23 protein-coding genes and 1 riboswitch are annotated in these 20843 nt (G+C 45.2%); of the genes, 8 read left to right on the forward strand and 15 right to left on the reverse strand.

What is annotated here, in order from left to right:
- Positions 1–389: 389 nt before the first annotated feature.
- The 3 genes from OB236_RS28765 to OB236_RS28775 all read right to left on the reverse strand — a co-directional run bounded on the left by OB236_RS28765 (position 390) and on the right by OB236_RS28775 (position 2622).
- Positions 390–1163: a thiazole synthase gene (locus OB236_RS28765; protein WP_076229933.1), complete on the reverse strand. Its 774-nt coding sequence runs from the start codon at positions 1161–1163 to the stop codon at positions 390–392.
- A gap of 97 nt (positions 1164–1260) precedes the next feature.
- Complete coding sequence (gene thiS, locus OB236_RS28770) at positions 1261–1461, reverse strand: sulfur carrier protein ThiS (protein WP_076229932.1); 201 nt, start codon at positions 1459–1461, stop codon at positions 1261–1263.
- Positions 1462–1550: 89 nt separating this feature from the next.
- A riboswitch (TPP riboswitch) is annotated at positions 1551–1683 on the reverse strand.
- A gap of 69 nt (positions 1684–1752) precedes the next feature.
- Entirely contained in the window at positions 1753–2622 is an 870-nt protein-coding gene (locus OB236_RS28775; RefSeq protein ID WP_076229931.1) for a nucleotidyltransferase-like protein, read from the reverse strand.
- A 114-nt stretch (positions 2623–2736) separates the two neighbouring features.
- On the opposite strand from OB236_RS28775, the gene OB236_RS28780 reads away from it, so the two are divergent.
- The gene (locus tag OB236_RS28780; protein ID WP_076229930.1) at positions 2737–3078 is read left to right on the forward strand and encodes a DUF2614 family zinc ribbon-containing protein; all 342 of its coding nucleotides are present in this window, start codon (positions 2737–2739) and stop codon (positions 3076–3078) included.
- Between the two features lie 112 nt (positions 3079–3190).
- Here OB236_RS28780 and OB236_RS28785 read toward each other — a convergent pair whose 3' ends face one another.
- From OB236_RS28785 to OB236_RS28810, 6 genes are all read right to left on the reverse strand, one after another.
- Positions 3191–4933 carry a glycosyl hydrolase family 18 protein gene (locus tag OB236_RS28785; RefSeq protein WP_262686993.1) on the reverse strand — a complete coding sequence of 581 codons (1743 nt, stop codon included), beginning with the start codon at positions 4931–4933 and terminating at the stop codon, positions 3191–3193.
- A 123-nt stretch (positions 4934–5056) separates the two neighbouring features.
- Entirely contained in the window at positions 5057–5491 is a 435-nt protein-coding gene (locus tag OB236_RS28790; protein WP_262686994.1) for a Fur family transcriptional regulator, read from the reverse strand.
- A 125-nt stretch (positions 5492–5616) separates the two neighbouring features.
- On the reverse strand, positions 5617–6873 hold the full coding sequence (locus tag OB236_RS28795; RefSeq protein ID WP_262686995.1) for a DUF4097 domain-containing protein: 1257 nt from the start codon (positions 6871–6873) through the stop codon (positions 5617–5619).
- Positions 6874–7042: 169 nt separating this feature from the next.
- On the reverse strand, positions 7043–7669 hold the full coding sequence (locus tag OB236_RS28800) for a hypothetical protein (RefSeq protein ID WP_076229927.1): 627 nt from the start codon (positions 7667–7669) through the stop codon (positions 7043–7045).
- Positions 7670–7703: 34 nt separating this feature from the next.
- Complete coding sequence (locus tag OB236_RS28805; RefSeq protein WP_262686996.1) at positions 7704–8186, reverse strand: anti-sigma factor family protein; 483 nt, start codon at positions 8184–8186, stop codon at positions 7704–7706.
- Complete coding sequence (locus tag OB236_RS28810; protein WP_262686997.1) at positions 8137–8739, reverse strand: RNA polymerase sigma factor; 603 nt, start codon at positions 8737–8739, stop codon at positions 8137–8139. Before OB236_RS28810 ends, OB236_RS28805 begins: the two co-directional genes overlap by 50 nt.
- A gap of 217 nt (positions 8740–8956) precedes the next feature.
- On the opposite strand from OB236_RS28810, the gene OB236_RS28815 reads away from it, so the two are divergent.
- Positions 8957–9871: a Rossmann-fold NAD(P)-binding domain-containing protein gene (locus OB236_RS28815; RefSeq protein ID WP_262686998.1), complete on the forward strand. Its 915-nt coding sequence runs from the start codon at positions 8957–8959 to the stop codon at positions 9869–9871.
- Positions 9872–10271: 400 nt separating this feature from the next.
- On the forward strand, positions 10272–11987 hold the full coding sequence (locus OB236_RS28820; protein WP_262686999.1) for a hypothetical protein: 1716 nt from the start codon (positions 10272–10274) through the stop codon (positions 11985–11987).
- Here the strand turns inward: OB236_RS28820 and OB236_RS28825 are convergent.
- Complete coding sequence (locus OB236_RS28825) at positions 11984–12436, reverse strand: GNAT family N-acetyltransferase (RefSeq protein ID WP_262687000.1); 453 nt, start codon at positions 12434–12436, stop codon at positions 11984–11986. The two genes, OB236_RS28820 and OB236_RS28825, sit on opposite strands and share 4 nt — an antisense overlap.
- 298 nt (positions 12437–12734) lie before the next feature.
- On the opposite strand from OB236_RS28825, the gene OB236_RS28830 reads away from it, so the two are divergent.
- From OB236_RS28830 to OB236_RS28840, 3 genes are read left to right on the forward strand one after another with little or no spacing between them, the layout of a single operon-like run.
- Positions 12735–13214: an Lrp/AsnC family transcriptional regulator gene (locus OB236_RS28830; RefSeq protein ID WP_076229921.1), complete on the forward strand. Its 480-nt coding sequence runs from the start codon at positions 12735–12737 to the stop codon at positions 13212–13214.
- 49 nt (positions 13215–13263) lie between these two features.
- Entirely contained in the window at positions 13264–13833 is a 570-nt protein-coding gene (locus OB236_RS28835; RefSeq protein WP_262687001.1) for a chromate transporter, read from the forward strand.
- Positions 13834–13850: 17 nt separating this feature from the next.
- Positions 13851–14381, forward strand: a complete 531-nt coding sequence (locus OB236_RS28840; RefSeq protein WP_262687002.1) for a chromate transporter — start codon at positions 13851–13853, stop codon at positions 14379–14381.
- A gap of 108 nt (positions 14382–14489) precedes the next feature.
- Here OB236_RS28840 and OB236_RS28845 read toward each other — a convergent pair whose 3' ends face one another.
- Positions 14490–14864, reverse strand: a complete 375-nt coding sequence (locus OB236_RS28845; protein WP_076229918.1) for a winged helix-turn-helix transcriptional regulator — start codon at positions 14862–14864, stop codon at positions 14490–14492.
- A 156-nt stretch (positions 14865–15020) separates the two neighbouring features.
- On the opposite strand from OB236_RS28845, the gene hxlA reads away from it, so the two are divergent.
- Together hxlA and hxlB are read left to right on the forward strand one after the other, a co-directional pair.
- Positions 15021–15653, forward strand: a complete 633-nt coding sequence (gene hxlA / locus OB236_RS28850; protein WP_262687003.1) for a 3-hexulose-6-phosphate synthase — start codon at positions 15021–15023, stop codon at positions 15651–15653.
- An 8-nt stretch (positions 15654–15661) separates the two neighbouring features.
- The gene (gene hxlB / locus OB236_RS28855) at positions 15662–16228 is read left to right on the forward strand and encodes a 6-phospho-3-hexuloisomerase (protein ID WP_262687004.1); all 567 of its coding nucleotides are present in this window, start codon (positions 15662–15664) and stop codon (positions 16226–16228) included.
- 79 nt (positions 16229–16307) lie between these two features.
- Here the strand turns inward: hxlB and OB236_RS28860 are convergent, their stop codons facing one another.
- The 4 genes from OB236_RS28860 to gatA all read right to left on the reverse strand — a co-directional run bounded on the left by OB236_RS28860 (position 16308) and on the right by gatA (position 20818).
- Complete coding sequence (locus OB236_RS28860; RefSeq protein ID WP_262687006.1) at positions 16308–16724, reverse strand: NUDIX domain-containing protein; 417 nt, start codon at positions 16722–16724, stop codon at positions 16308–16310.
- 17 nt (positions 16725–16741) lie between these two features.
- The gene (locus OB236_RS28865) at positions 16742–17737 is read right to left on the reverse strand and encodes a Gfo/Idh/MocA family protein (RefSeq protein ID WP_262687098.1); all 996 of its coding nucleotides are present in this window, start codon (positions 17735–17737) and stop codon (positions 16742–16744) included.
- A gap of 141 nt (positions 17738–17878) precedes the next feature.
- Positions 17879–19330 (reverse strand): Asp-tRNA(Asn)/Glu-tRNA(Gln) amidotransferase subunit GatB, encoded by a 1452-nt coding sequence (gatB, locus tag OB236_RS28870; RefSeq protein WP_240415071.1) that lies wholly within the window; start codon positions 19328–19330, stop codon positions 17879–17881.
- Positions 19331–19360: 30 nt separating this feature from the next.
- Entirely contained in the window at positions 19361–20818 is a 1458-nt protein-coding gene (gatA, locus tag OB236_RS28875) for an Asp-tRNA(Asn)/Glu-tRNA(Gln) amidotransferase subunit GatA (protein WP_262687008.1), read from the reverse strand.
- Positions 20819–20843: the final 25 nt, after the last annotated feature.

Below are 20843 nucleotides of genomic sequence, written 5' to 3' on the forward strand. Positions count from 1 at the left end.
AGAATTTGCATTCTCTTGTACTGCTATTTACTCACTCGTTGATTCAGTTTTCAAAGGACAATCTATATCTGTCATGCATTTTGGAAATCAATAAATTCGTCAGCTTCAATTAAGTTGTTTATCTAAATTAATTTTAGCGGCGACTTTCTTAATATACCACACTAACCCGATTCAATGCAAGTGTTATTTTTTTCTTCTAAACTTCATAACACTCGACTTGCTCGTTAATGCTTGTACCGTTTTTAGCGGCGAGAAGTAATGTATCATATACTGTGATTGTAAGTCAAGCACTAAATCTAAAATAAGTTTATGGTGAGAAAAGAGCCTGCCATCCATAGCGCAAACGCTCTAATCTCCCAAGCTTTATTATGTTCAAAGGTAGCGATTAATTATTCAATCATACCTTCAATTGGGCTGCTGGCAGAAGCATACCTCTTCTTGGCAATACGTCCGGCCAGGAAGCCTTTACGACCCGCAATAACGGCTAACTTGAAGGCTTCAGCCATGAGTACAGGGTCCTGGGCACCTGAAACTGCTGTATTAAGCAGCACACCATCAGCACCGAGCTCCATTGCTAAAGCTGCATCTGATGGGCTGCCAATTCCAGCATCAACAATAACAGGGACTTTGGCTTCCTCAATAATAAATCGCAGCTGGTTAGGGTTGACGATTCCTTGTCCGGAGCCAATTGGCGATGCACCCGGCATAACCGCAGCCGCACCGGCTTCTTGAAGCTTTCGCGCCAAGATCGGATCATCGGATGTGTATGGCAATACGATAAAACCAAGATCCACCAAAATTTTGGTCGCCTCTAATGTACCTATTGGATCAGGCAGCAATGTTCTCGGATCACCGATAACTTCAACCTTAATCATGTCACACAAACCTGTAGCTCTCGCAAGCTTGGCGATACGAACCGCTTCCTCTACACTAAAAGCACCTGCGGTGTTAGGCAGCAGCGTGAATTTTTTCAAGTCAAGTGTTTCTAAAAAATTGGGTGCTTCCGGGTTATCGATGGGCAGCCTGCGGATAGCAAATGTTAAAACATCCGCTTCGGAAGCTTGTACAGCCAGATTTTGAACGCCCAAATCTGTAAATTTTCCAGTTCCCAACAACAGTCGGGATTTAAACTCATACGGCCCTATTTTTAATACATCACTCATACCTTATTCCTCCAATGTTATTGCTCACATTTATTTACACTTCTTATCAAGAAAAAGTAGACATGCCAGTTCGTAACCCTATGTATGGAGATTGGATTTAGCCCCCGCCAACAAAATGAACGATTTCCAGCTTATCACCTTCCTGTAAAGGCGTATTAGCATAAGCATCACGGTCAACAATGTCCCTATTCAATTCGATGACCAGAATTTTTTGTTCCAGCTTAAACAGAGTTAACAGCTCGGCAACCGTTGAAAGCTGTTCCACCTCTCGCTCTTCCCCATTGATGGTTAATAGCATATAAAACACCTGCCTTTCTGATCATAAATCAACAAAAAAACCAACCGCATCGGTTGGTTGACTTCGCAATTAACACCCATAACAACAGGCTCTGCGCTCGTCCACTTCCCTACGCTGGTATCATCCAGAAGCATGCTAGCCGCATGCCGATCAGGTTCCAAGGGTCAAGGAATGTATTTCCTTATCTCAGCCTCAACGTCAGAGGCTCCCCCAGTGGGTATTCAATTATCGATATTATATCAAAAAAATGAACATTTGTCGCATTGAATAACTCAATATATAATATGTGGTTTAAATATGCGTGTAACGGATTTCCAATAATGTAATATCCTCGTCCATCGCATAGATGACTTCCTTGGCCAGCTGCTTTTTGACCAGCTTATTCAATAGCAAAGGCAGCTCCAGCTTGATATCGGAGAGCACCTCAGACTGTTGAAGCTCCTGAAGGCTCCATGCCTCTGTGCTGCTTGATAGCAGATCGAGAACTCTTTTACAGCAACGCTCCATCTTGGACATCACTGAAAACTCACACGCCAGCAGCACCAGTTGAACCCTTTGCTTGATTGTTTCCTTACTCATGGTCAGCTCTTCATACAGCTTGTATACACCGGGATTAATCGATTTGATCTGACGCCAGACTGTTACCTCAGGATGAATGCCTGCCTCGATAATGACGATTCTCGCCCAGTGGTGGAGTGCTTCTAAGATGTTGTTATAGGCATCCAGCGAATGATTCTCCAATATGTATTCCTTGCTCTGCAAATATCTCCTTAAAAATTTTGAAAACTCAATTAACAGCTTATGCTCTCGCAATTCCATAGGGAATTCTAGCGTCCGGTGCCGTAAGGTTTCCAAATACAGGTTATGATCCAGAAGAATCTCTCCTTTTAAGATCCAGAAGATAAGATTGCGATGCTCTCCGTGCAATATAAAATAGTCTAATGTTGACGGGCTGATCCAACGTTCTTGTATACGGCGGTTGTCTTTTATATAATGATATTGTTGATCGGTTTTCTGGACTTCATTCGAAATGACAAGCAGCAGGAGATCAAAGCCATCGGTTACCGCTGAAAAAATAGACGGATTGTCTACGGCCAGCAGACTGGTAACTGCTTCATTCTCTCGGAGCCTGGCAACCAGCTGTTCCTTAATGGCATTCATCGCTGCAGCCTCCTAATAGATTTCATGATACAACATATTTCTACAAAAGTAGGCGGTTTCCTGCATGCACCAAGTGACAATTTTCACAATTTATTCGAAAGTAGATGTGAATTCATGAAATTCAAATCAAGTAAAGTGAACGAGTTCAGATTATGGGGCTTATTGTTGACGATGGGCGGTATGCTGCTCATGATTGTCGGCTTGGCCGGAATTGTATTCAATTGGGGTACTGCCGGCAAAATTATGGCGGGAATCTTCATGGTTATCGGTGCCATCGCGATGCTGGCGAGTATGGCGGTTTATTTCTGGGCGGGCATGATGTCTACCAGTACGACCGTCATCGAGTGTCCGGAATGCGGCAAGCCCACCAAAATGCTGGGTAAGACCGATCGCTGCATGTTTTGTAAAACGATTCTTTCTCTGGATCCCAAGCATGATCCTAACGCTAACGCTTAAGGTAACTCACCCAAAGCTGCATCTGATTTAATCGTAAAAAAACCGACCTTCAATGCCTTCAAGGGCACTGAAACGTCGGTTTTTTGTTATATACGTGCATCTTGATCAGAACTTACTGCAAAGCATTATTAATCAAACTCCAGATCGGTGGAAGCTCATAGCCTCTGCGCCAGGAGGCAATTCCGGCCAATTGGTATTTTTTCACCAAATCAACCCTTGCCTTCATGGATACTTCGTCCTCCATCCAAATCCGGTTCAGCTTGCCGTCTTCTTTATATTCCACGTAATTTTGCCCTGCTTCAGGCAGAAATTTGGGGGTTAAGTTCTTTTCTTTGATAATCCTCTGCTGAGCTTCCATAAAAACGGATCGAGAGCTTACCTTGGTCTTACCGTTAACCTGCTCCTCGGTCCAAATACGCGTGTAAAAGGGAACACCGAGAATCAGCTTGGAGGCTGGAATTTTATCTTCGCTCATCATTCGAGTCAGACTTTTTTCCACCCATGGCAACGAAGCCACTGAGCCCGAGGTCGGGCTGCTTGCCCAAAATTCGTCGTAAGCCATCAACATCATATAATCAAGTGATTCTATAAGTGCTTTGCGATCATAGAACATGGACCACATTTCATTGGTTGATTTGGGAGTTACATCCATCGACACGACAAGCCCCTGCTCATGCATGAGCGGAACCATCTCACGAACAAACTGTACCAGTTCATCTTTGTCATCCAGATTTACATTCTCAAAATCAATGTTGATCCCCTGAAGCGAATAAAGCTGTGCATAGCTAAGCAGCTGTTTGATCATTTTCATTCTTTTGTCATAGGTAGATAGAGCTTCTGTCGTGCGTTTGGGTTCAAAGCCATTGCTGAACAGTCCCCAAACCTGAATGTTGTTAGCGTGTGCCCATTTGATATAAGCAGGGTCCCCGATATTCTTGATCGTACCTTGCCCATCCTCCAGAGAGAACCAGGTTGGACTGACGACATCCAGGCCAGGCATCGGGGGAAACTTGGTCGTATCCGGATTTTTGTTAAATACCTGCTCCCATGTCATGTTGATTGTGCCAGTAATCGGTTTGACTGGGACAAAGCTTGGTGGAGGCACTTGTTTGGGCAGCGTTTCCTTACGGTCAGGCTTCAAGTGATCCTTGCTAACATACCCCATATAGCCGCTGCTAAGTTGTATACGGTACCATTCAGGATTATCATCGGACCAGATCATTACCGATTCGCCCTGCTTAATATCTACAAGGATCGGGGATTTAATGGCCGCCTCTTTACGCATCGGAATGGTTTTGGAAGGCTTATCCGGATAAGCTACCGTCTTACCCCATTCCAGGGTATCTCCTTCTTTAACGAGGATAACTGCACCTGTCTCGGGTGATTCGCGAAGCTCAATAGGGTAAAGCTGCTTGATGGGCTCCATCGGCAAATACAGGGTACCCTCTACTTTTTCCAATGGAAATTTCAGTGTAAATGGTTTTTCATTCAACATGCCCGTTAATTGACTTGTTCTCAAACGAATGACTTTGTCCTGTGTCGTAATAATCGTCGATTCGCTCTCTGATTCATGAATCATACTTGGATCAATAAGTTCCTTCACCGTGTCAAACGGCAGCTTGAGACTCTCTTCCTTGCCCGTGGCAGGCTTCTCCAGCATCTCACCCTGATAAAAAATAGGCTTCACCAGTCCCGCAAATGTAGGCTTCTCATGCTTACCGGTAGGTACGAATTTGGCCCAATAATAACCAAAACCTACACCTAATACAATGACAATTAGTAATGATAACAAAATAAAGCGTAACCTCTTTGATTTTCTTGGCTTCAACAGGTCGTTCGAGTAATCCGATTCCATCGCTTCACTCCCATGATGACGGTATGGACAACACAAAAAGAACGCGTCCAAGGCCCTTGTCCAGCAAGGCGCTTGGGACACGTCCATTATACCGCAAATCCGGCTGGTCGTCTTGTAATCTTCCTATACCTGTCGTACAGCTGCACAGTCGGTACATAATCCATATACTTCTACACGATGGCTTTTGATCAAAAAGCCAGTTTCCACTCCGGCTGTTATTTCCAAATCATTCAATGGTTTATAAACAAAATCGACCAATTTGCCGCATTCTTCACACAGCGCATGATAATGGTCGGACATATCCGCATCAAAACGGCTTGAATGATCACCGTAGGTCATTTCTCTTACAAGTCCCAGCTCAATATACACTTTTAAATTGTTATAGACCGTAGCCACACTCATACTTGGGTAACGTGGTGCCAGGGCTTTGTAAATCTCATCCGCTGTCGGATGTGTCATGGTATTCAGCAGATAGGCGAGAATTGCATGTCTTTGAGGGGTCATGCGTACGCCAGTCGCCTTCAGCTTTGTTAACGCTTGCTCCATTCGTGAATCCATGCTGTCTCACCGCCTAACATTCAGTAAAAGGTTATCGCCTCATTTTAAGCGGGTTTCAAGCTGTTTGTCAATGTACAGATTGATATAAAACGTTGGAAACTCTTACTTTTTTGATTGAATTGCTTTTATTTAGCCACCGTTATCGTTAGCGATCCCTTGGTATCCAATTTAATCAGATTTTTGCCATTGCCGATACTGCCTTCTATGTTATCCTTGCGAACTTGCAAAGGTAATGCGGTCTGAATATTACCTTTATTGGCCTCTCCTTTAACTCTGTAATCGCCATTGGATGGGAGGGCTAGATTCATCTTGCCATGATTCGTTTCCAAATCCCATTCTCCATTGACGGCATGGCTGGTTATTTCCAGATCGCCATTGGTCGTTTCAGCCTTCAGAGATCGCAATGCTTCGACAATTTTAATATTGCCATTCGTTGTTGAGGCTTTAATATCTCCTGTTACCCCTGTTAATCGCAGTTCACCATTGGTTGACTCGAGCTCAGCATTCCCCTCGTGATTGCCTGCTTCAATAGATCCATTCGTTGTACTCAGCTTCAAACGACCCTTGGTGGCGTTGGTTGTAACCTGAGCATTCGTCGATTCCAAATCTATATCCGCTTCGATACCCGTCAGTTGAATCTCTCCGTTGGTAGTACGGATTTTGAGCTGCTTTGTGAGTGCAAGCTGGTCAGCTTTAAGACGACCATTGGTCAATTCAACGTCCATATTGGCTTGAAGTTGGGCCGGGACCGTTATGACCAGATCAATTGCAGGTCGCTTCCTCGACCAAAATTCTCCGCCATACTCTCCTCCTTCAGCAACCAGTTGAAGTGTATGCCCGCTAAAGCTTTGCTTGACTTGTGTTTGATTAGCAATCTCAGCGGCTTCCTTCTCATCATCTAAAGCTACATAAACAGTCGCTTCGACCTGCAGCTGGCTGCCACTCCCTGATTGGATTGTAATACTGCCGTTGCTCTCGTTATGGATAGATATGCGGTCAAGGTCCGATGGAAGCGAGATCAGCTCAGCTTCTTTTGTAAATTTTCGACCTTCACCACCCATCGTGGAAGTCACAAACGATTTCCCGAAGTCGAACGCGCCCGTCCAGTTTTGGAACAAAGCAGCTGTATTCGTGCTACCGATTACTACCGCAGAGATCAGCACTGCAAATACAACTCCACGAAGATCAAGCCGCAGCTGCTTATCGCTTTCGCCATATCTCATATTCAATAAAATGTACTCCAAACCAAGCGAAATAAACAGTATCGGCCACCACTCCACCAAAAGTGCTGTCAGGTGTAAGCTGGCATACTTATCTATAATTACAGCAGAGCCAACTGCAATCAGTAATAACGCTGCTGTATAACGTCCTGCTTTACGCATGGTTAACACCTCCTATAAGTTTTGCAGAGCAAAACTGTCTTCGTAAGCATATGCTTGTTTGCTTTAGCAAACTTGCATCGTAAGCATAGTCTTTGTTTTGCAGAGCAAAACTGTCTTCGTAAGCATAGCATCAAGCTTGCTTGGGCAATCTTACTTGATCTGAATGCTATTATTTTTTGGTGGATTCCTTCAAGAACATAAAGACACCGATCACTATTAACAGAATCGCGCCGATTGATGAGCCCAGCATGTCAAAAATTTGATTCAGCCAAGCCGGTTTGCTGCTAATCAGAAATAGGAAAATACCTCCAATAACTAATACGTAACCAAGCGGGCTGCCTTTAGTCAGCTTTTTTAATGGCTGTTTAAATTCGTCGCCTGCATCATTCAAAGGGTCGGAGTATACTCCGTTCCATTGACCATTCACATTATCGGTTTGCTGCAGCGCATCAAAAATATTGTAAAAATAAATCACTGGCACAAATAACGAGAACAGCACAATCAACGGGATACTGGTGCTTGAGCTTGTTGAAAAAAACACGATAGCAAAAATATTCATAATCAGCAGCAGCATAATCATCATTCCCCGCTGCATCAGTCCCAAATAAAGCAGACCGGTGCCGGGAATCAGAAATGAAAGCAGACCAGCCACAAATTTATTTTTACGAGGTGCTTTGCGGAATGGGTCATAAGGAGGTTCGTGCTTGGTTGCATTCCAGCGCTCCATACGCTCCTTTAAAAAGGCTTCTTCCTTTTCAAGGTCCAGATCTGCAGACTGATTGTTTTTTTCTTCCATATTCGTATATTCCTCCGTTCATTAGATATTAGGGTTAAGAAGTCAGATACAACGATAGGTGCTGAACCGTATTGCCGATCTCCGTAAATGTATTTTGTATGCCCGCTCCCCACTGACCTGCATTAATAGAAATGATTCTACCCAAAATACCCGAGCTTACGAACAGATAGGTTGCCGCTGTAGCGATCAGCCCATTAATTAACTCAGGCCGCCAAAGACGTCTTGGGGCACTAGCTGGGTCAGCCTTACAGGGATGACTCGATGTCGGTACAAGATTGTCAATATGCTCCTTGGATTGTTCACGAATCTTGTGCATGACCCTGTCCTCCAATCCGGGGGTAGGGGACAGCACATCCATTCCGTTCAAAAGCTCCTCCAAATTCAGATACGTATGCAGACGGGCCCGACAGCCAGAGCAGATATGAATATGCTGTTGAATTCGCTTGTATTCAAGCTCGGAGCAAGCTCTATTTAGGAATCGTTGAAGCTGTCGTTCGTTCGGATGCTGACTGTTCAAGGTTACGTACCTCCTGCCATTTTTGTTTAAGCAAGGACTTGCCGCGGTAAAGACGGGTTTCTATGGTTTTGAGCGGAAGCTGGGTTGCCTCTGCTATTTCCTGATAGGACAACTGTTTATAATGATACAAATAAAGGATCAGTCTGTATTTGTCAGGCAGCTCGGATAGCAGCTGTTGAACCGTCTGTCGTTCTTCCTTTTGCAAGGCCATAGCTTCCGGTTCTTCCTGCCTGTTGATCAGCCAACCCTTCATTTTGTCTAAAATGGCTTCATACGGCCTGCGACGTTGTGCTCTGCGAAAATCCGTCACCAAATTGGTCGTTAATCGATATAACCAAGTTGTGAATTTGGCATCCCCCCGAAAATGAGCTAATGAACGATACAGCTTGATAAAAATATCCTGTGTCAAATCCTCGGCGGTTTCGCGATGTTCAACCATACGATAAACAAGCGTATAGATATATCCTTTATGACGCTCAATAAGCAACCGGTATGCTTCTTCATCGCCTTGACGGATCTGGTCCACCAATTGCTCATCCGTCGATTGTTCCATCGTTTCACCACCTTTAACCTTGGTTATACATTGTTAGACGACCACTTAACAATGAACCCTTCAAAATGGGAAGATTACTTTTTAAAAACAGACATCAAAGTATAGCACACTCTGTTGTTTAATTTTCGATGGAACGCATTGACAGTTTTATACAATCCATTTAACATGAATTTATATACATATAAATGTATAATTATTCATATTGAGGTGATCTGTAATGAAACATCTATTGACTTTAAAGGAATTGAACGAACATGAGCTGTTATCCATTATTCAAAAAGCGATTGAGCTCAAGAAACAACCTGATGCTTTCTTTCAGGCTTGCTATAGAAAAGGTTTACTGATGCTTTTCCAAAAAACGTCAACAAGAACAAACTTATCGTTCCAATCCGGTATGAACCAAATGGGCGGCTATTGTGTACCGATGGATTGGGAGTCAAGCAATTTCAGTCTATCACCTATTCAATATGAAGTCAGGTATGCTTCGAGAAATTGCGATCTGATCATGGCCCGATTAAAAAATCATGACGATGTGCTTCAGCTCGCCTCGTATTCCAATGTGCCAGTAATCAATGGCTGCTGTGATAAATACCACCCATGCCAGGCGCTGGCAGACTTTATGACGATTTATGAAGTGTCCGGAACATTCAAAGATATTACACTCACTTACGTAGGCATTCACAACAATGTAGCCAATTCCTTAATTATAGGCTGCCTTACATTGGGCATCAAACTATTATTAGTCACTCCCATTATTAATGACGCCTCGTGGGACGAGGAGCTTATGCTTGCCACACGTCAAAGCGGCCATATTCAAACGACGGAAAATTTATCGGAAGCCGTTTCACAGTCTGATTATGTCTATACCGATACCTGGATCGATATGGAGCATTTTCATGAAATCGAGTACCAGGAAGAAAAACAGCGCCGTATCCAAACGATGATGCCTTTCCAAGTCAGCAGAGACAATTTATCCGGCCACACGCCCTATATCATGCATGATATGCCCATCCATCCGGGATACGAAATCGAGGAAGTCTTAATTGAATCGGATACATCCGTCATTTATCAACAAGCCGAAAACCGCATGCATGCCCAAAAAGCTTTAATGCTGCACCTACTGCAAAAGTAATTCCGAATTACCTGAATTGTAGTACTAGTAGTAACCCACCTGACGCGCCCCTTCCTTGAGGGGCAATGTCAGGGTCCGCTCTTGATCTTGCTCTGGTGTTGATGCACCCAAAGTTAAGCGTGTCCTACAAGGACGAAAGCGAGCACAAAACTCCCCACTCCCACTCACCAGTTGGCTACTCCACTACCATCAAGCGTGTCCCGCAGGGACGAAAGCGTCCCGAGAACACCACATTTCCGCACCCGAACAAAGGGAGTCCAGAGGGCAGCGCCCTTTGGGGCCCTCCCTAATAGGGAGGGTTTGGGAGGGTCCCCTCTTGACTTCCCCATGTGGACAGGTAGACTAAATAAGAATTGACTACGCTCTCAAACCAAATACAGAACAGGAGACATCCTTCATTATGACTCTGCCCATTCAAACCATAACAGATCGAAAGCTTGCGATTCTAGAACTCGCTGCCCACAAAGCGATGGAGCTTCCCATACTGCCAAGCGGCTTCTGGTTCCATAGCGATCTTCGTGATAATTTTTATTACGCTATCCATTTGTATGCCTTTACTGTCAATCCCACATTCGCTCAAGCATGGTCCAAGGAGCAGCAGGAGGCTGGTCACGCACTGGCTGTGGAAATGATCGGTAAAGTGCTCGCCCTTCAGGAACAGAACGCAGAGCATCCAATGTACGGACATTGGCCGCTGAATCTGGGCAGTGATCCTGCAGCGGCCAAGCCGCATCCATTGCCAGTAGAGCTTATGGGCTGTTTGTTGATTTTCTTCTATAACAAATACCAGAGTACGCTCCCCATTGAGCTGAAAAGCAATGCCATGATTGCCATACTGCATATGTATGAAAGCAATGTATATCGTCACCCATTAGACAAGGTCAATCATCACGAAGCCAAGCATACCGCCCTCAAGCTGCTGTTGGGACATCAATTTGATAACAGCGAGTTGTCTGACCAAGGCCTACAGTTTGCCAGGCAGCAGCTTCAACACATTCAGAAGTTCGGATTCAAGGAATACGGTGCGCTGCCTTGGCACTGGCATTGGATTCAGGCATTTGTTTGTGTATGGGAAGTGATCGAGGATGCCGCGGTTCGCGAAACGATGAGTCAGCTTCTTGATCAATTGTGGCGGCTTCGTGCCGATGTTTATCTAGCGGGTACATGGGTGGGGGCGCACTCTCGTCAATGGCCTCATGATGCACCCAAGGATAATAATACGCTGCTGGACTACATTCAGTTTGGTGATTTCCCGCTTCCCAGAGAGATCACTCGTCTCGAAGGCGCGGCTTTGTATACGTATCAGACCGCCGATCAACTCGTACAAGCAGCGATTAAGCGCGATACCCCTATTGAAATACAACGTAAAATTCAGTTCGCTGAAGCGAACAATCAGGTTACGGAAGAGGCACATACGTATACGTATATCGCACCTGAATATGCAGTCGGCGGTATTTGGGAACGGCGTGATGAGTTTGATAACGAACAGCAGCGATGGGTCGTGACACTACCTTTAACGGAAGCAACTACAGCCGAAGGCGTCAATCAGTTATTTTTCTTTCACCCAGGGAACAAGTATGCTTCCGGTGATGATCGACATGCCAGCCCGTATGGCGAGGTATTGCTGCATAAGGATGCTGTGATTCAATTATGGAAGCTGCCTGAGGGCGATTTGGACGCTTATCCGAGTGTTATCGGTTGTTTACCCAAGGGAGAGTGGAAATTTGACGGAAACAGTGGTTATGGCCGTTTCGAGGGATTATATGTTTCCTTTCATCTCATGAATCCTTTTACTATAGAGGAGAAACCGGACCGCATTTCAATTGCAAGCCCGTTTCAATCGGGTAAAAACGGAGTTCTCGTTGAGGTGATTTCTAATCGAGAAGCACTCCTGCTCGGCATCAATAATGTTGAAGCGTTCGCCACAGCGATGCAGACAAAAGCAGCGACCCCGTTTACTACCGTCGAATCCGCTGACCCGGATAGTGTTGCCATTCATGCTTTATACACTACACATCGCAATGATGAGTTAAGCATGTCTGTCGATGGTTTAGGCGTATTTGAACGGACTATTAACGGACAGCCCGTTCAGCTTGAGCTTTATCGAATCAGTTAGGTTTGTTTATAAAAAACGGTTAATGTAATTCCGGGAGAAACCTCGAGCACCTGTGTCGGCTCATAGCCATGCTTCTGATACAAAGAAAAAGCGGGCTTGTTATTCGTGCCGGTCGAAACTTTAATCGGTAATCCCGGAACCGCAAATTGTTCTACGAATTCCAGCAAGCGGCTGGCAATACCGAGGCGAAAATGCTGCGGGTGTACCATCATTCGACATATCGCCAGTTCCTTGGCAGCTTGCTTCATGGATATGGCTCCGGTTAAATGCTCATCTTCATAATAACCGAAAAAGATTTCACCGCTTTCCTGCAGCGATTGTGGCGAATCCCATAAGGGAGGTATTTCCTTAAAACCGATCAATTGTGCTTCGATTCGGTAGGATAACTGCTGCAGCATAAGCAGTTCCAAGGCTTGTTTGTTATCAGTAAGATCGATTTCACGAATCATAAGGGTACCTCCTGAGCAAAAGCTGAATGCTGGTTAGCCAAAGTATACATCAGCCACTCAACGAGTTCCACCAACTGGAAATAAAAATGATAGAAATGGCCTTTCACAAGACGTGAAGGGCTTTTAAATTTGTCGGGTATCAAGAGCAAGTTCGTTTCAATACGAATGAATTTTATATTTAATGATTGCATAATGAATGTATTCTTTGTATATTATTACGTAACGAATGTATTTATCGTTATACGTTTACCTTTTGAATACATATTAATCAAAATTAATAAAGGAGTAACCGAAACTTATGAGCACAAAAATGGCAGATGGTATTATTTCAAATATGGATGAGATCGATCGCAAGATCATTGCGATTTTGCAGCAAAACGGGAGAGCCTCTTATACGGATATTGCCAAGGACGTGGGGCTTTCAAGAGTCGGTGTGCAGGCCCGAATTAATGCGTTGATGGAGAACGGTACAATCGAGAAAATTACCGCAGTCATTAATCCGGAAAAAATCGGCATTACGGTGTCGGCATTTTTTAATGTGGAGGTTGAGCCCAAACATTTGATGGAGGTCGCGGATAGTCTGGCCGATGAGCCTGAGGTGAGCAGCTTATATCATATGACAGGACCAAGCAAGCTGCATATGCATGGATTATTTGCCAGCAATCGTGAAATGGAGCTGTTCCTGCAGGAAAAACTGTATGTGCTGCCAGGTATTACGAGTGTCGATTGCCAGATTTTGATTAAAAGATATAAAAGTCGAATGGGAATGAAGCTGTAGCGAGACGACATCTAAACGATAAAATTAATGAGTAATGAGGGATGAAAAGATGAGTGTTTATAAGGATTTGATTATCGCTATGTTTAGAACCGGTATGCTCGGCTACGGCGGCGGTCCTGCTACCGTGCCTTTGATTCGATATGAGGCGGTTACCCGTTATAAATGGATGCAGGATGATGAATTCGGTGAGGTGCTGGCGATTGCTAATGCGCTCCCGGGACCCATTGCCACCAAACTGGCTGCTTATCTGGGCTATCGTCAAAAAGGTGCACTCGGTGCCTCCATTGCTGTGCTGGCGCATATTATACCAACCTGTGTAGCCATGGTTGCATTACTATCGATCATTACTGCACTGAGTTCCTCCACGATTATTGCCGGCATGATTGGGGCTGTGACACCGGTAGTTGCCGTTATGCTCGGTATGATGGCTTATGAATTTGGCGAAAAGGCCGTTAAAGGGTTAGGAAAGGTATTGGGTGTGCTGCTGTTTGTCTTGTCCTTTGCAATGCTGCAGCTGATCGAATTGCATTCGGCTATTGTCATTGGTGTTTTTCTGGCTTATGGAGCTTTTCATTTCCAAGTGCTGGCCCGTTATCGCAAACAAAAAGCTAAGGCTTAGAAAAGGAAGGTTTTCTTATGGACTGGATACAACTATTTTTCGGTTTTTTTATATCTAACGCATTAGGCTACGGCGGCGGTCCCTCTTCGATCCCGCTCATGTATGAAGAAATCGTTAACCATTATCATTGGCTGGATAATATTCAATTCTCTAACATGCTCGCACTCGGCAATATGCTGCCCGGCCCTATCGCAACGAAAATTGCTGCCTTTGTCGGCTATGAAGCAGGGGGATGGGTCGGCTTTGCCGTCAGTATTATCGCTACGGTTGTACCTACTGCTGTGGCTTTGATCTGGCTGCTGAATCTGATGCAGAAATACCGTAAGTCCGATGCTGTCAAAGGCATGACTTTATTGGTTCAGCCGGTCATCGCCATTATGATGGTCGTCATGACGTGGCAGTTGAGTGCAAACTCTGTGCATACGATCGGAATATGGCAGTCACTTGGGATTGCCGCGGTCGCTTACTTTGCCATGGTAATTAAAAAGTTTCATCCAGCTTTGGTTATCGTTTGTGCTTTTGTGTATGGTGGTATTTTTCTAAGTTAAAGATAAATAAAGGTCAGTGAGGGCTTATTGGCTCCTACTGGCCTTTATTTTCACGAAAAATAATTACAGGGCTCCAACAGTCATCATACAATTTGCTCAGAAACATCATTATTTATTTTGCAAAGTTAAATCCTTGATTTCAACCTTTTCTTTGGCAACAAGTTCCATGTAATTTTTGCCCCAATCATACATCGAAACCAGAATCGGCATCAGGCTTTGGCCAAGCTCGGTGAGCGAATATTCCACTTTGGGCGGTACAACGGGATAAACCTCCCGATGTACGATCAGGTCCTCTTCCAGCTCTCGCAGCTGACTGACCAGCATTCGCTGGGTAATATCAGGTATTAACGACTTCAATTCACCAAATCGTTTGGTCCCCTCTTTGCCCAAATACCACAAAATCAGCATTTTCCACTTACCGCCAATGACACTAAGTGTTAATTCTTTTTCGCAATTAAATGTCTTTTCATATAGATGTCCCATCGAATCCCTCCTCGTAATTCCTATTATAGCGCATAGTATACTTTTAGGCACTATATAAGATTAAAGTGCGTACTTACAAAAAAATTATATTACAGATATACTAATCCCTGTACAAAGGAGATTAACCCAATCAACTATAATAGGAGTGAATCATTTATGAAATTGCAATTAGCGTTAGATCTTGTTAACATTCCCGATGCGATCCAATTGGTTAAAGAAGTTGAGGCGTATATTGATATCGTTGAAATAGGAACACCCATCGTTATTAACGAAGGGCTGCACGCGGTAAAAGCAATCAAGGATGCTTATCCGAACTTACAGGTTTTGGCTGATTTGAAAATAATGGACGCTGGTGGTTATGAGGTTATGAAGGCATCCGAGGCTGGTGCTGATATTATTACGGTGCTTGGTGCCAGCAATGATGCCACGATCAAAGGAGCTGTAGAAGAAGCACGCAAGCATGGAAAAAGCATTCTCGTTGATATGATCAATGTGACCGATCTGGAAAAACGCGCTGTTGAGATTGATGCCTTGGGTGTCGATTACATCTGCGTACACACAGGCTATGATCTTCAAGCAGCAGGGCAAAGTCCTTTTGAAGAGCTTCGTACGGTAAAACGTGTTGTGAAAAATGCCAAAACTGCTGTTGCTGGCGGAATCAAGCTTAGCACTTTGCCAGAGGTCATTCGCGCTCAGCCAGATTTGATTATTGTCGGCGGCGGCATTACCGGACAGGAAGACAAAGCAGGCACAGCGGCAGAAATCAGACAGCTAATTAACCAAGGGTAATCGATCCGATGAATGTGACTGAATATACCTTAGAAATCGTGGGCGAGCTGCAGCGTTCGGCAAAGCTAATGCTTGGCACGAGCAGCACTGGCAGTGAAGCATTGGTAGAAGCTATTATTCAATCCCGTAAAATTTTTGTGGCGGGCGCAGGGAGATCCGGCTTAATGGTCAAAGCGTTTGCTATGCGATTGATGCACCTTGGACTGGATGTCCATGTTGTAGGTGAAACGGTAACACCGGGACTTGGTAAAGAGGATTTGCTCCTTATTGCCTCCGGATCCGGTGAAACCAAAAGCCTCTTGTCGATGGCAAAGAAAGCCAAAGAGCTGGAAGCCAAGCTTGCCATAGTTACAATATACCCCGAATCTACTATTGGACGGTTAGCTGACATCAAGATTAGGTTGCCCGGCTCGCCCAAGGATCAATCGGAAAGCAGCTACCACACGATTCAGCCCATGGGTTCCCTGTTCGAGCAGACACTTCTTATTTTCTTCGATGCTACTATATTAAGCTTGATGGAGAAGCAGGGGCTCGATTCCAGCTCGATGTATGGTAATCATGCCAATCTGGAATAGTGATGAAGAAAGATAGTAAAAAAGCAATCAACGGCCAACGACCGGTTGATTGCTTTTTCAGGTTGAGAGTATAGAATGATTACTTGGTTAAACGCTCTATTGCGGGGACTGTAAAGCAGGCTATCTCGGCAGGCAGCCGATCTATCGCAAACCACTGCACATCTCCGATAGCACCGTCCGGCTCCATGTTGCGTAATTCTCCACCACAAATTTTCACTTCATAGATCGCCGATATCCAATGCTCATTTCGTTCTGGCCGTATTGTTTCCGCCATGCATAGAAGACCCATCACTTCAACATCCAGATTAACCTCTTCCTTAATCTCACGGATTACACTGCTCTCTAGCGATTCATAAAGATCCAATTTACCGCCTGGAATACTCCAAGTACCTTTTTCAGGCTCACGCTTCCGCAGTACAAGTAGAATCTCATCCTGCTCGTTGCGGATTACAGCCCCTACACCCACTTGCGGTATACATAAACGTTCTGTAGTCATTTACACCCTCTTTTCACCTATAGATCATTCGAACGGTCAGCAGGAAATACGAGTCCTATCTGCCTTCTCGCTTCATCCATAACATCCATTGTCCAAATGGAATGTTGATTGGAATTAATAGCTGATTCCCGTTCACCGCGGTTTAACACATTAATAAATTCCTGAACCTCATAATACATGAATGCATGAGACTGCGGCTTTGACACGTCATGTATCGAACCATCTCGATATCGAATCTCGATCTTCTCTGGTGTATTGATTTTATCGATGACCATCGTTCCGTTCTCTCCCTGAATTTCAGTTGGTACATAGGATGAGCTGATTTTGGAATGGGTAATGACCGCATCCATATCGGGATATTTCAATATAAGACTGCCTTGTCCGTCAACACCGGAATCGAGCAGCAATCCGTTAGCCTGAACCTTTAGCGGTTGTCCGAACAGCACCACCATCGGATATAGGCAGTAAATACCCAAGTCCATCAATGAACCATTGGAAAACATTGGATTAAATGCATTCAGTATCGTTCCCTGCTTATAGGCATCATAACGTGATGAATATTGGCAATAGCTTGCCGTATAACGACGAATCTGCCCAATCTCAGGCAAACGCTCACGGATCGCCTGAAAATTAGGAAGCATTGTAGATAGCAAGGCCTCCATTAACAAAACATTATGTTTACGTGCAGCTTCAAACATTGCTCTGACTTCCTTACCATTGGAAGCAAGCGGTTTTTCACATAAGATGTGTTTGCCATGCTCCATCAAAAAAATCGCCTGGCTGGCGTGAAAAGAATTCGGACTCGCGATATATACCGCATCTACCTCCTCACTATTCGCCATACTCTCCAAATCGGTAAATAGATGAGGTATATGATGCTTGGCTGCAAAATCCTGTGCCTGCTGCCATGTACGAGAAAATACAGCGGTTAAGGCGAAATCTTCACACTCACGTGCCGCAGCGATGAATCTCTCGGTAATAAAGTTCGTCCCAATTATGCCGAAACGTATCATATCCATTCGTCATCCTTTCCTGATGAAGCTCGTCCATATTAAAAAGCCTTGACTCCCTCTCATATTCCGGACTTCTATGGTCCTTACAGAACATGAAATGAAATCAAGGCTTGAACCATTTCCGTATTTAATAAAGCAGTCTTATTCGGCTGCCTGCAGGCACTCGACGATCAGCTTGTTCACGAGTCCCGGGTTGGCTTTACCCTTCGTTTCCTTCATGACTTGTCCGACGAGGAAGCCTACAGCTTTATCCTTACCTGCCTTGAAATCGGCTACGGACTGTGGATTATTGGCGATAGCCTGCTCGACTGCCGCTTTAATCGCACCTTCGTCGCTGATTTGCACGAGGCCCTGCTCTTCAACGATTTGTGCAGGGGCTTTGCCCGTTTCCAGCATCGCCTTGAAGACGGTTTTGGCAATTTTACTGCTGATCGTGCCTTTTTCCAGCAATAAAATCATTTCGCCCAAACCTTGGCCAGTAATCGGAAGCTGCTCAAGCTCTTGGTTATTCGCGTTCAAATAGCCAAGTAGATCACCCATGATCCAGTTCGATACGGCTTTGGCGTCTTTTGTGTACTTCAAGCTTTCTTCAAAGAAATCGGCCAGCTTGATCGAGGAGGTAATGACCTGCGCATCGTAGCTCGGCAAACTGTACTCACTAACATAACGTGCTTGCCGTGCATCCGGCAGTTCCGGAATTGAAGCGCGGATTCGAGCCTTCCAGGCATCATCAATATATAAACGCACCAGGTCTGGGTCCGGGAAGTAACGGTAGTCGTGAGCCTCTTCCTTGCTGCGCATCATGATCGTCTTGCCTTGGGCGTCATCCCAGCGGCGTGTTTCCTGAATGACCTTGGCGCCGCTGTTCAATACTTCAGCCTGCCGCCATTCCTCATACTCCAAGCCCTTCTGCACCCCACGGAACGAGTTCATGTTCTTCAACTCAGCACGGGTACCGAATTCAGCCTGATCGTAAGGACGAATACTGACGTTGGCATCGCATCGCAGCGAGCCTTCCTCCATCTTCACATCGGACACGTCACAATACTGCATAATCGCCTTCAGCTTCTCCAGGTAAGCACGAGCTTCCTCTGGTGAACGCAGATCTGGTTCTGATACGATTTCAATCAACGGGGTACCTACACGATTAAAATCCGCAAGGGTCGTGTAACCGCCATCTACGTGAGTCAGCTTGCCTGCATCTTCTTCAAGATGAACACGGGTCACACCGATCCGTTTCGTTTGACCATTGACTTCGATATCAATCCAGCCGTGCTCACCAATCGGTTTATCATATTGGGAAATTTGGTAGGCTTTTGGGGAATCCGGATAAAAATAGTTTTTACGGTCAAACTTGCTATCAGTAGCAATCTCGCAATTGAGCGCCATTGCCGCTTTCATTGCATATTCAACGGCCTGCTTGTTGAGCACCGGCAAAACGCCCGGGTAGCCCAAACAAACGGGACAAGTATGCGTGTTCGGTGGTGCTCCAAAGGCGGTGGAGCATCCGCAAAAGATTTTGGACTTCGTATGAAGCTCGACATGAACTTCCAGCCCAATGACCGTTTCGTATTTCGTTTCTGTTGCTGACATGCAGGTGTATTCTCCTTTCATCCTAAGGTGTTACAGCTGGGGGCGCTGCTTATGGAAGTCTGTATGTTGTTCAAAAGCATGAGCTACTCGTAAAATCGTCGCTTCGCTCAATGCTTTACCGATAATTTGCAAGCCGATAGGCAGGCCGTCAGCAAATCCGCAAGGAACACTGATAGCCGGAACGCCAGCAAGATTCACTGGAATCGTTAAAATATCGTTTAAGTACATCGTTAACGGGTCATTCACCTGAGAACCGACCTTAAAGGCGGTAGTAGGCGCAGTAGGCCCGATTACGACATCATAGTTCTCAAATACGTTATCAAAATCCTGCTTGATCAAAGTACGCACCTTTTGAGCCTTCAAATAATAGGCATCATAATAACCCGAGCTGAGTGCATAGGTGCCAAGCATAATGCGGCGTTTTACTTCCGGTCCAAAACCTTCGCTCCGTGATCTGTGATACAGGTCCAGCAAATTCTTCGGATTGTCGGCACGAACGCCATAACGAACACCGTCGAAACGGGCAAGGTTAGAGGATGCCTCGGAGGATGCCAGCAAATAATAGGTAGCCACTGCATATTCAGAATGCGGCAAGGATACTTCCTCGACCACGGCACCAAGTCCCTCCAGCACTTTAAGCGCGGACAGCACGGATTCACGGACAGCCGGATCGATACCTTCACCCATATATTCCTTCGGAAGCGCGATTCTTAAGCCCTTTACGTCACCGCTCAGAGCGCTAATATAGTCAGGAATATCCACGTTTGCAGAAGTCGAATCCTTCGGATCATGACCCGCAATCGTTTGCAGCAAGTAGGCACTGTCTTCCACATTTTTGGTCAAGGGACCGATCTGATCCAACGATGAAGCAAAGGCTACCAGACCGAAGCGGGACACGAGGCCATATGTCGGTTTTAAGCCGACAATACCGCAATAAGCAGCCGGTTGTCGAATTGATCCTCCCGTATCGGAGCCCAAGGAAAAGTAAACCTCTCCTGCAGCCACGGCCGCAGCCGAACCGCCGCTTGAACCACCTGGCACATATTCCGTGTTCCATGGGTTATAAGTGATCTGGAAGCTCGAATTCTCATTGGAACCGCCCATCGCAAATTCATCCATATTGAGCTTACCAATGGAAACAGCCTGCGCATCCTTCAGCTTCGATACTACAGTTGCATCGTAGACCGGGTTAAAGTTACGCAGAAACTGGCTCGCACAAGTCGTTGTAACGCCTTCTGTGACGATATTATCCTTAATCCCGATCGGCAAGCCGAACAGCAGCCCTCGACTTTCACTCTTGTCCAGCTGCTCGTCCAATGTAGCTGCAGTCGTACGCGCATTCTCCTCATCCAACTTCAAAAAAGCTTTAACTTTACCGTCAACTTGTCCAATCCTTGTATAGGATTCGTTCACAAGATCGGAAACGGTGATTTGTTTGGCTTTCAATTGGGTATGTATCTCTTGTAACTTAAGATCGAATAAAGACAAAACCGCGTCCTCCCTTTCAATAATC

Source organism: Paenibacillus baimaensis (assembly GCF_025567575.1).

Coding starts and splice junctions, on each gene's coding strand:
- OB236_RS28780 (WP_076229930.1), top strand. CDS start 2,737: ATGAAATTCAAATCAAGTAAAGTGAACGAGTTCAGATTATGGGGCTTA.
- OB236_RS28795 (WP_262686995.1), bottom strand. CDS start 6,873: ATGCGTAAAGCAGGACGTTATACAGCAGCGTTATTACTGATTGCAGTT.
- OB236_RS28800 (WP_076229927.1), bottom strand. CDS start 7,669: ATGGAAGAAAAAAACAATCAGTCTGCAGATCTGGACCTTGAAAAGGAA.
- OB236_RS28820 (WP_262686999.1), top strand. CDS start 10,272: ATGACTCTGCCCATTCAAACCATAACAGATCGAAAGCTTGCGATTCTA.
- OB236_RS28840 (WP_262687002.1), top strand. CDS start 13,851: ATGGACTGGATACAACTATTTTTCGGTTTTTTTATATCTAACGCATTA.
- OB236_RS28825 (WP_262687000.1), bottom strand. CDS start 12,436: ATGATTCGTGAAATCGATCTTACTGATAACAAACAAGCCTTGGAACTG.
- OB236_RS28860 (WP_262687006.1), bottom strand. CDS start 16,724: ATGACTACAGAACGTTTATGTATACCGCAAGTGGGTGTAGGGGCTGTA.
- OB236_RS28810 (WP_262686997.1), bottom strand. CDS start 8,739: ATGGAACAATCGACGGATGAGCAATTGGTGGACCAGATCCGTCAAGGC.
- gatB (WP_240415071.1), bottom strand. CDS start 19,330: ATGTCAGCAACAGAAACGAAATACGAAACGGTCATTGGGCTGGAAGTT.
- thiS (WP_076229932.1), bottom strand. CDS start 1,461: ATGCTATTAACCATCAATGGGGAAGAGCGAGAGGTGGAACAGCTTTCA.
- OB236_RS28835 (WP_262687001.1), top strand. CDS start 13,264: ATGAGTGTTTATAAGGATTTGATTATCGCTATGTTTAGAACCGGTATG.
- OB236_RS28790 (WP_262686994.1), bottom strand. CDS start 5,491: ATGGATTCACGAATGGAGCAAGCGTTAACAAAGCTGAAGGCGACTGGC.
- OB236_RS28765 (WP_076229933.1), bottom strand. CDS start 1,163: ATGAGTGATGTATTAAAAATAGGGCCGTATGAGTTTAAATCCCGACTG.
- OB236_RS28785 (WP_262686993.1), bottom strand. CDS start 4,933: ATGGAATCGGATTACTCGAACGACCTGTTGAAGCCAAGAAAATCAAAG.
- OB236_RS28830 (WP_076229921.1), top strand. CDS start 12,735: ATGAGCACAAAAATGGCAGATGGTATTATTTCAAATATGGATGAGATC.
- OB236_RS28865 (WP_262687098.1), bottom strand. CDS start 17,737: ATGATACGTTTCGGCATAATTGGGACGAACTTTATTACCGAGAGATTC.
- OB236_RS28845 (WP_076229918.1), bottom strand. CDS start 14,864: ATGGGACATCTATATGAAAAGACATTTAATTGCGAAAAAGAATTAACA.
- hxlB (WP_262687004.1), top strand. CDS start 15,662: ATGAATGTGACTGAATATACCTTAGAAATCGTGGGCGAGCTGCAGCGT.
- hxlA (WP_262687003.1), top strand. CDS start 15,021: ATGAAATTGCAATTAGCGTTAGATCTTGTTAACATTCCCGATGCGATC.
- OB236_RS28775 (WP_076229931.1), bottom strand. CDS start 2,622: ATGAATGCCATTAAGGAACAGCTGGTTGCCAGGCTCCGAGAGAATGAA.
- OB236_RS28815 (WP_262686998.1), top strand. CDS start 8,957: ATGAAACATCTATTGACTTTAAAGGAATTGAACGAACATGAGCTGTTA.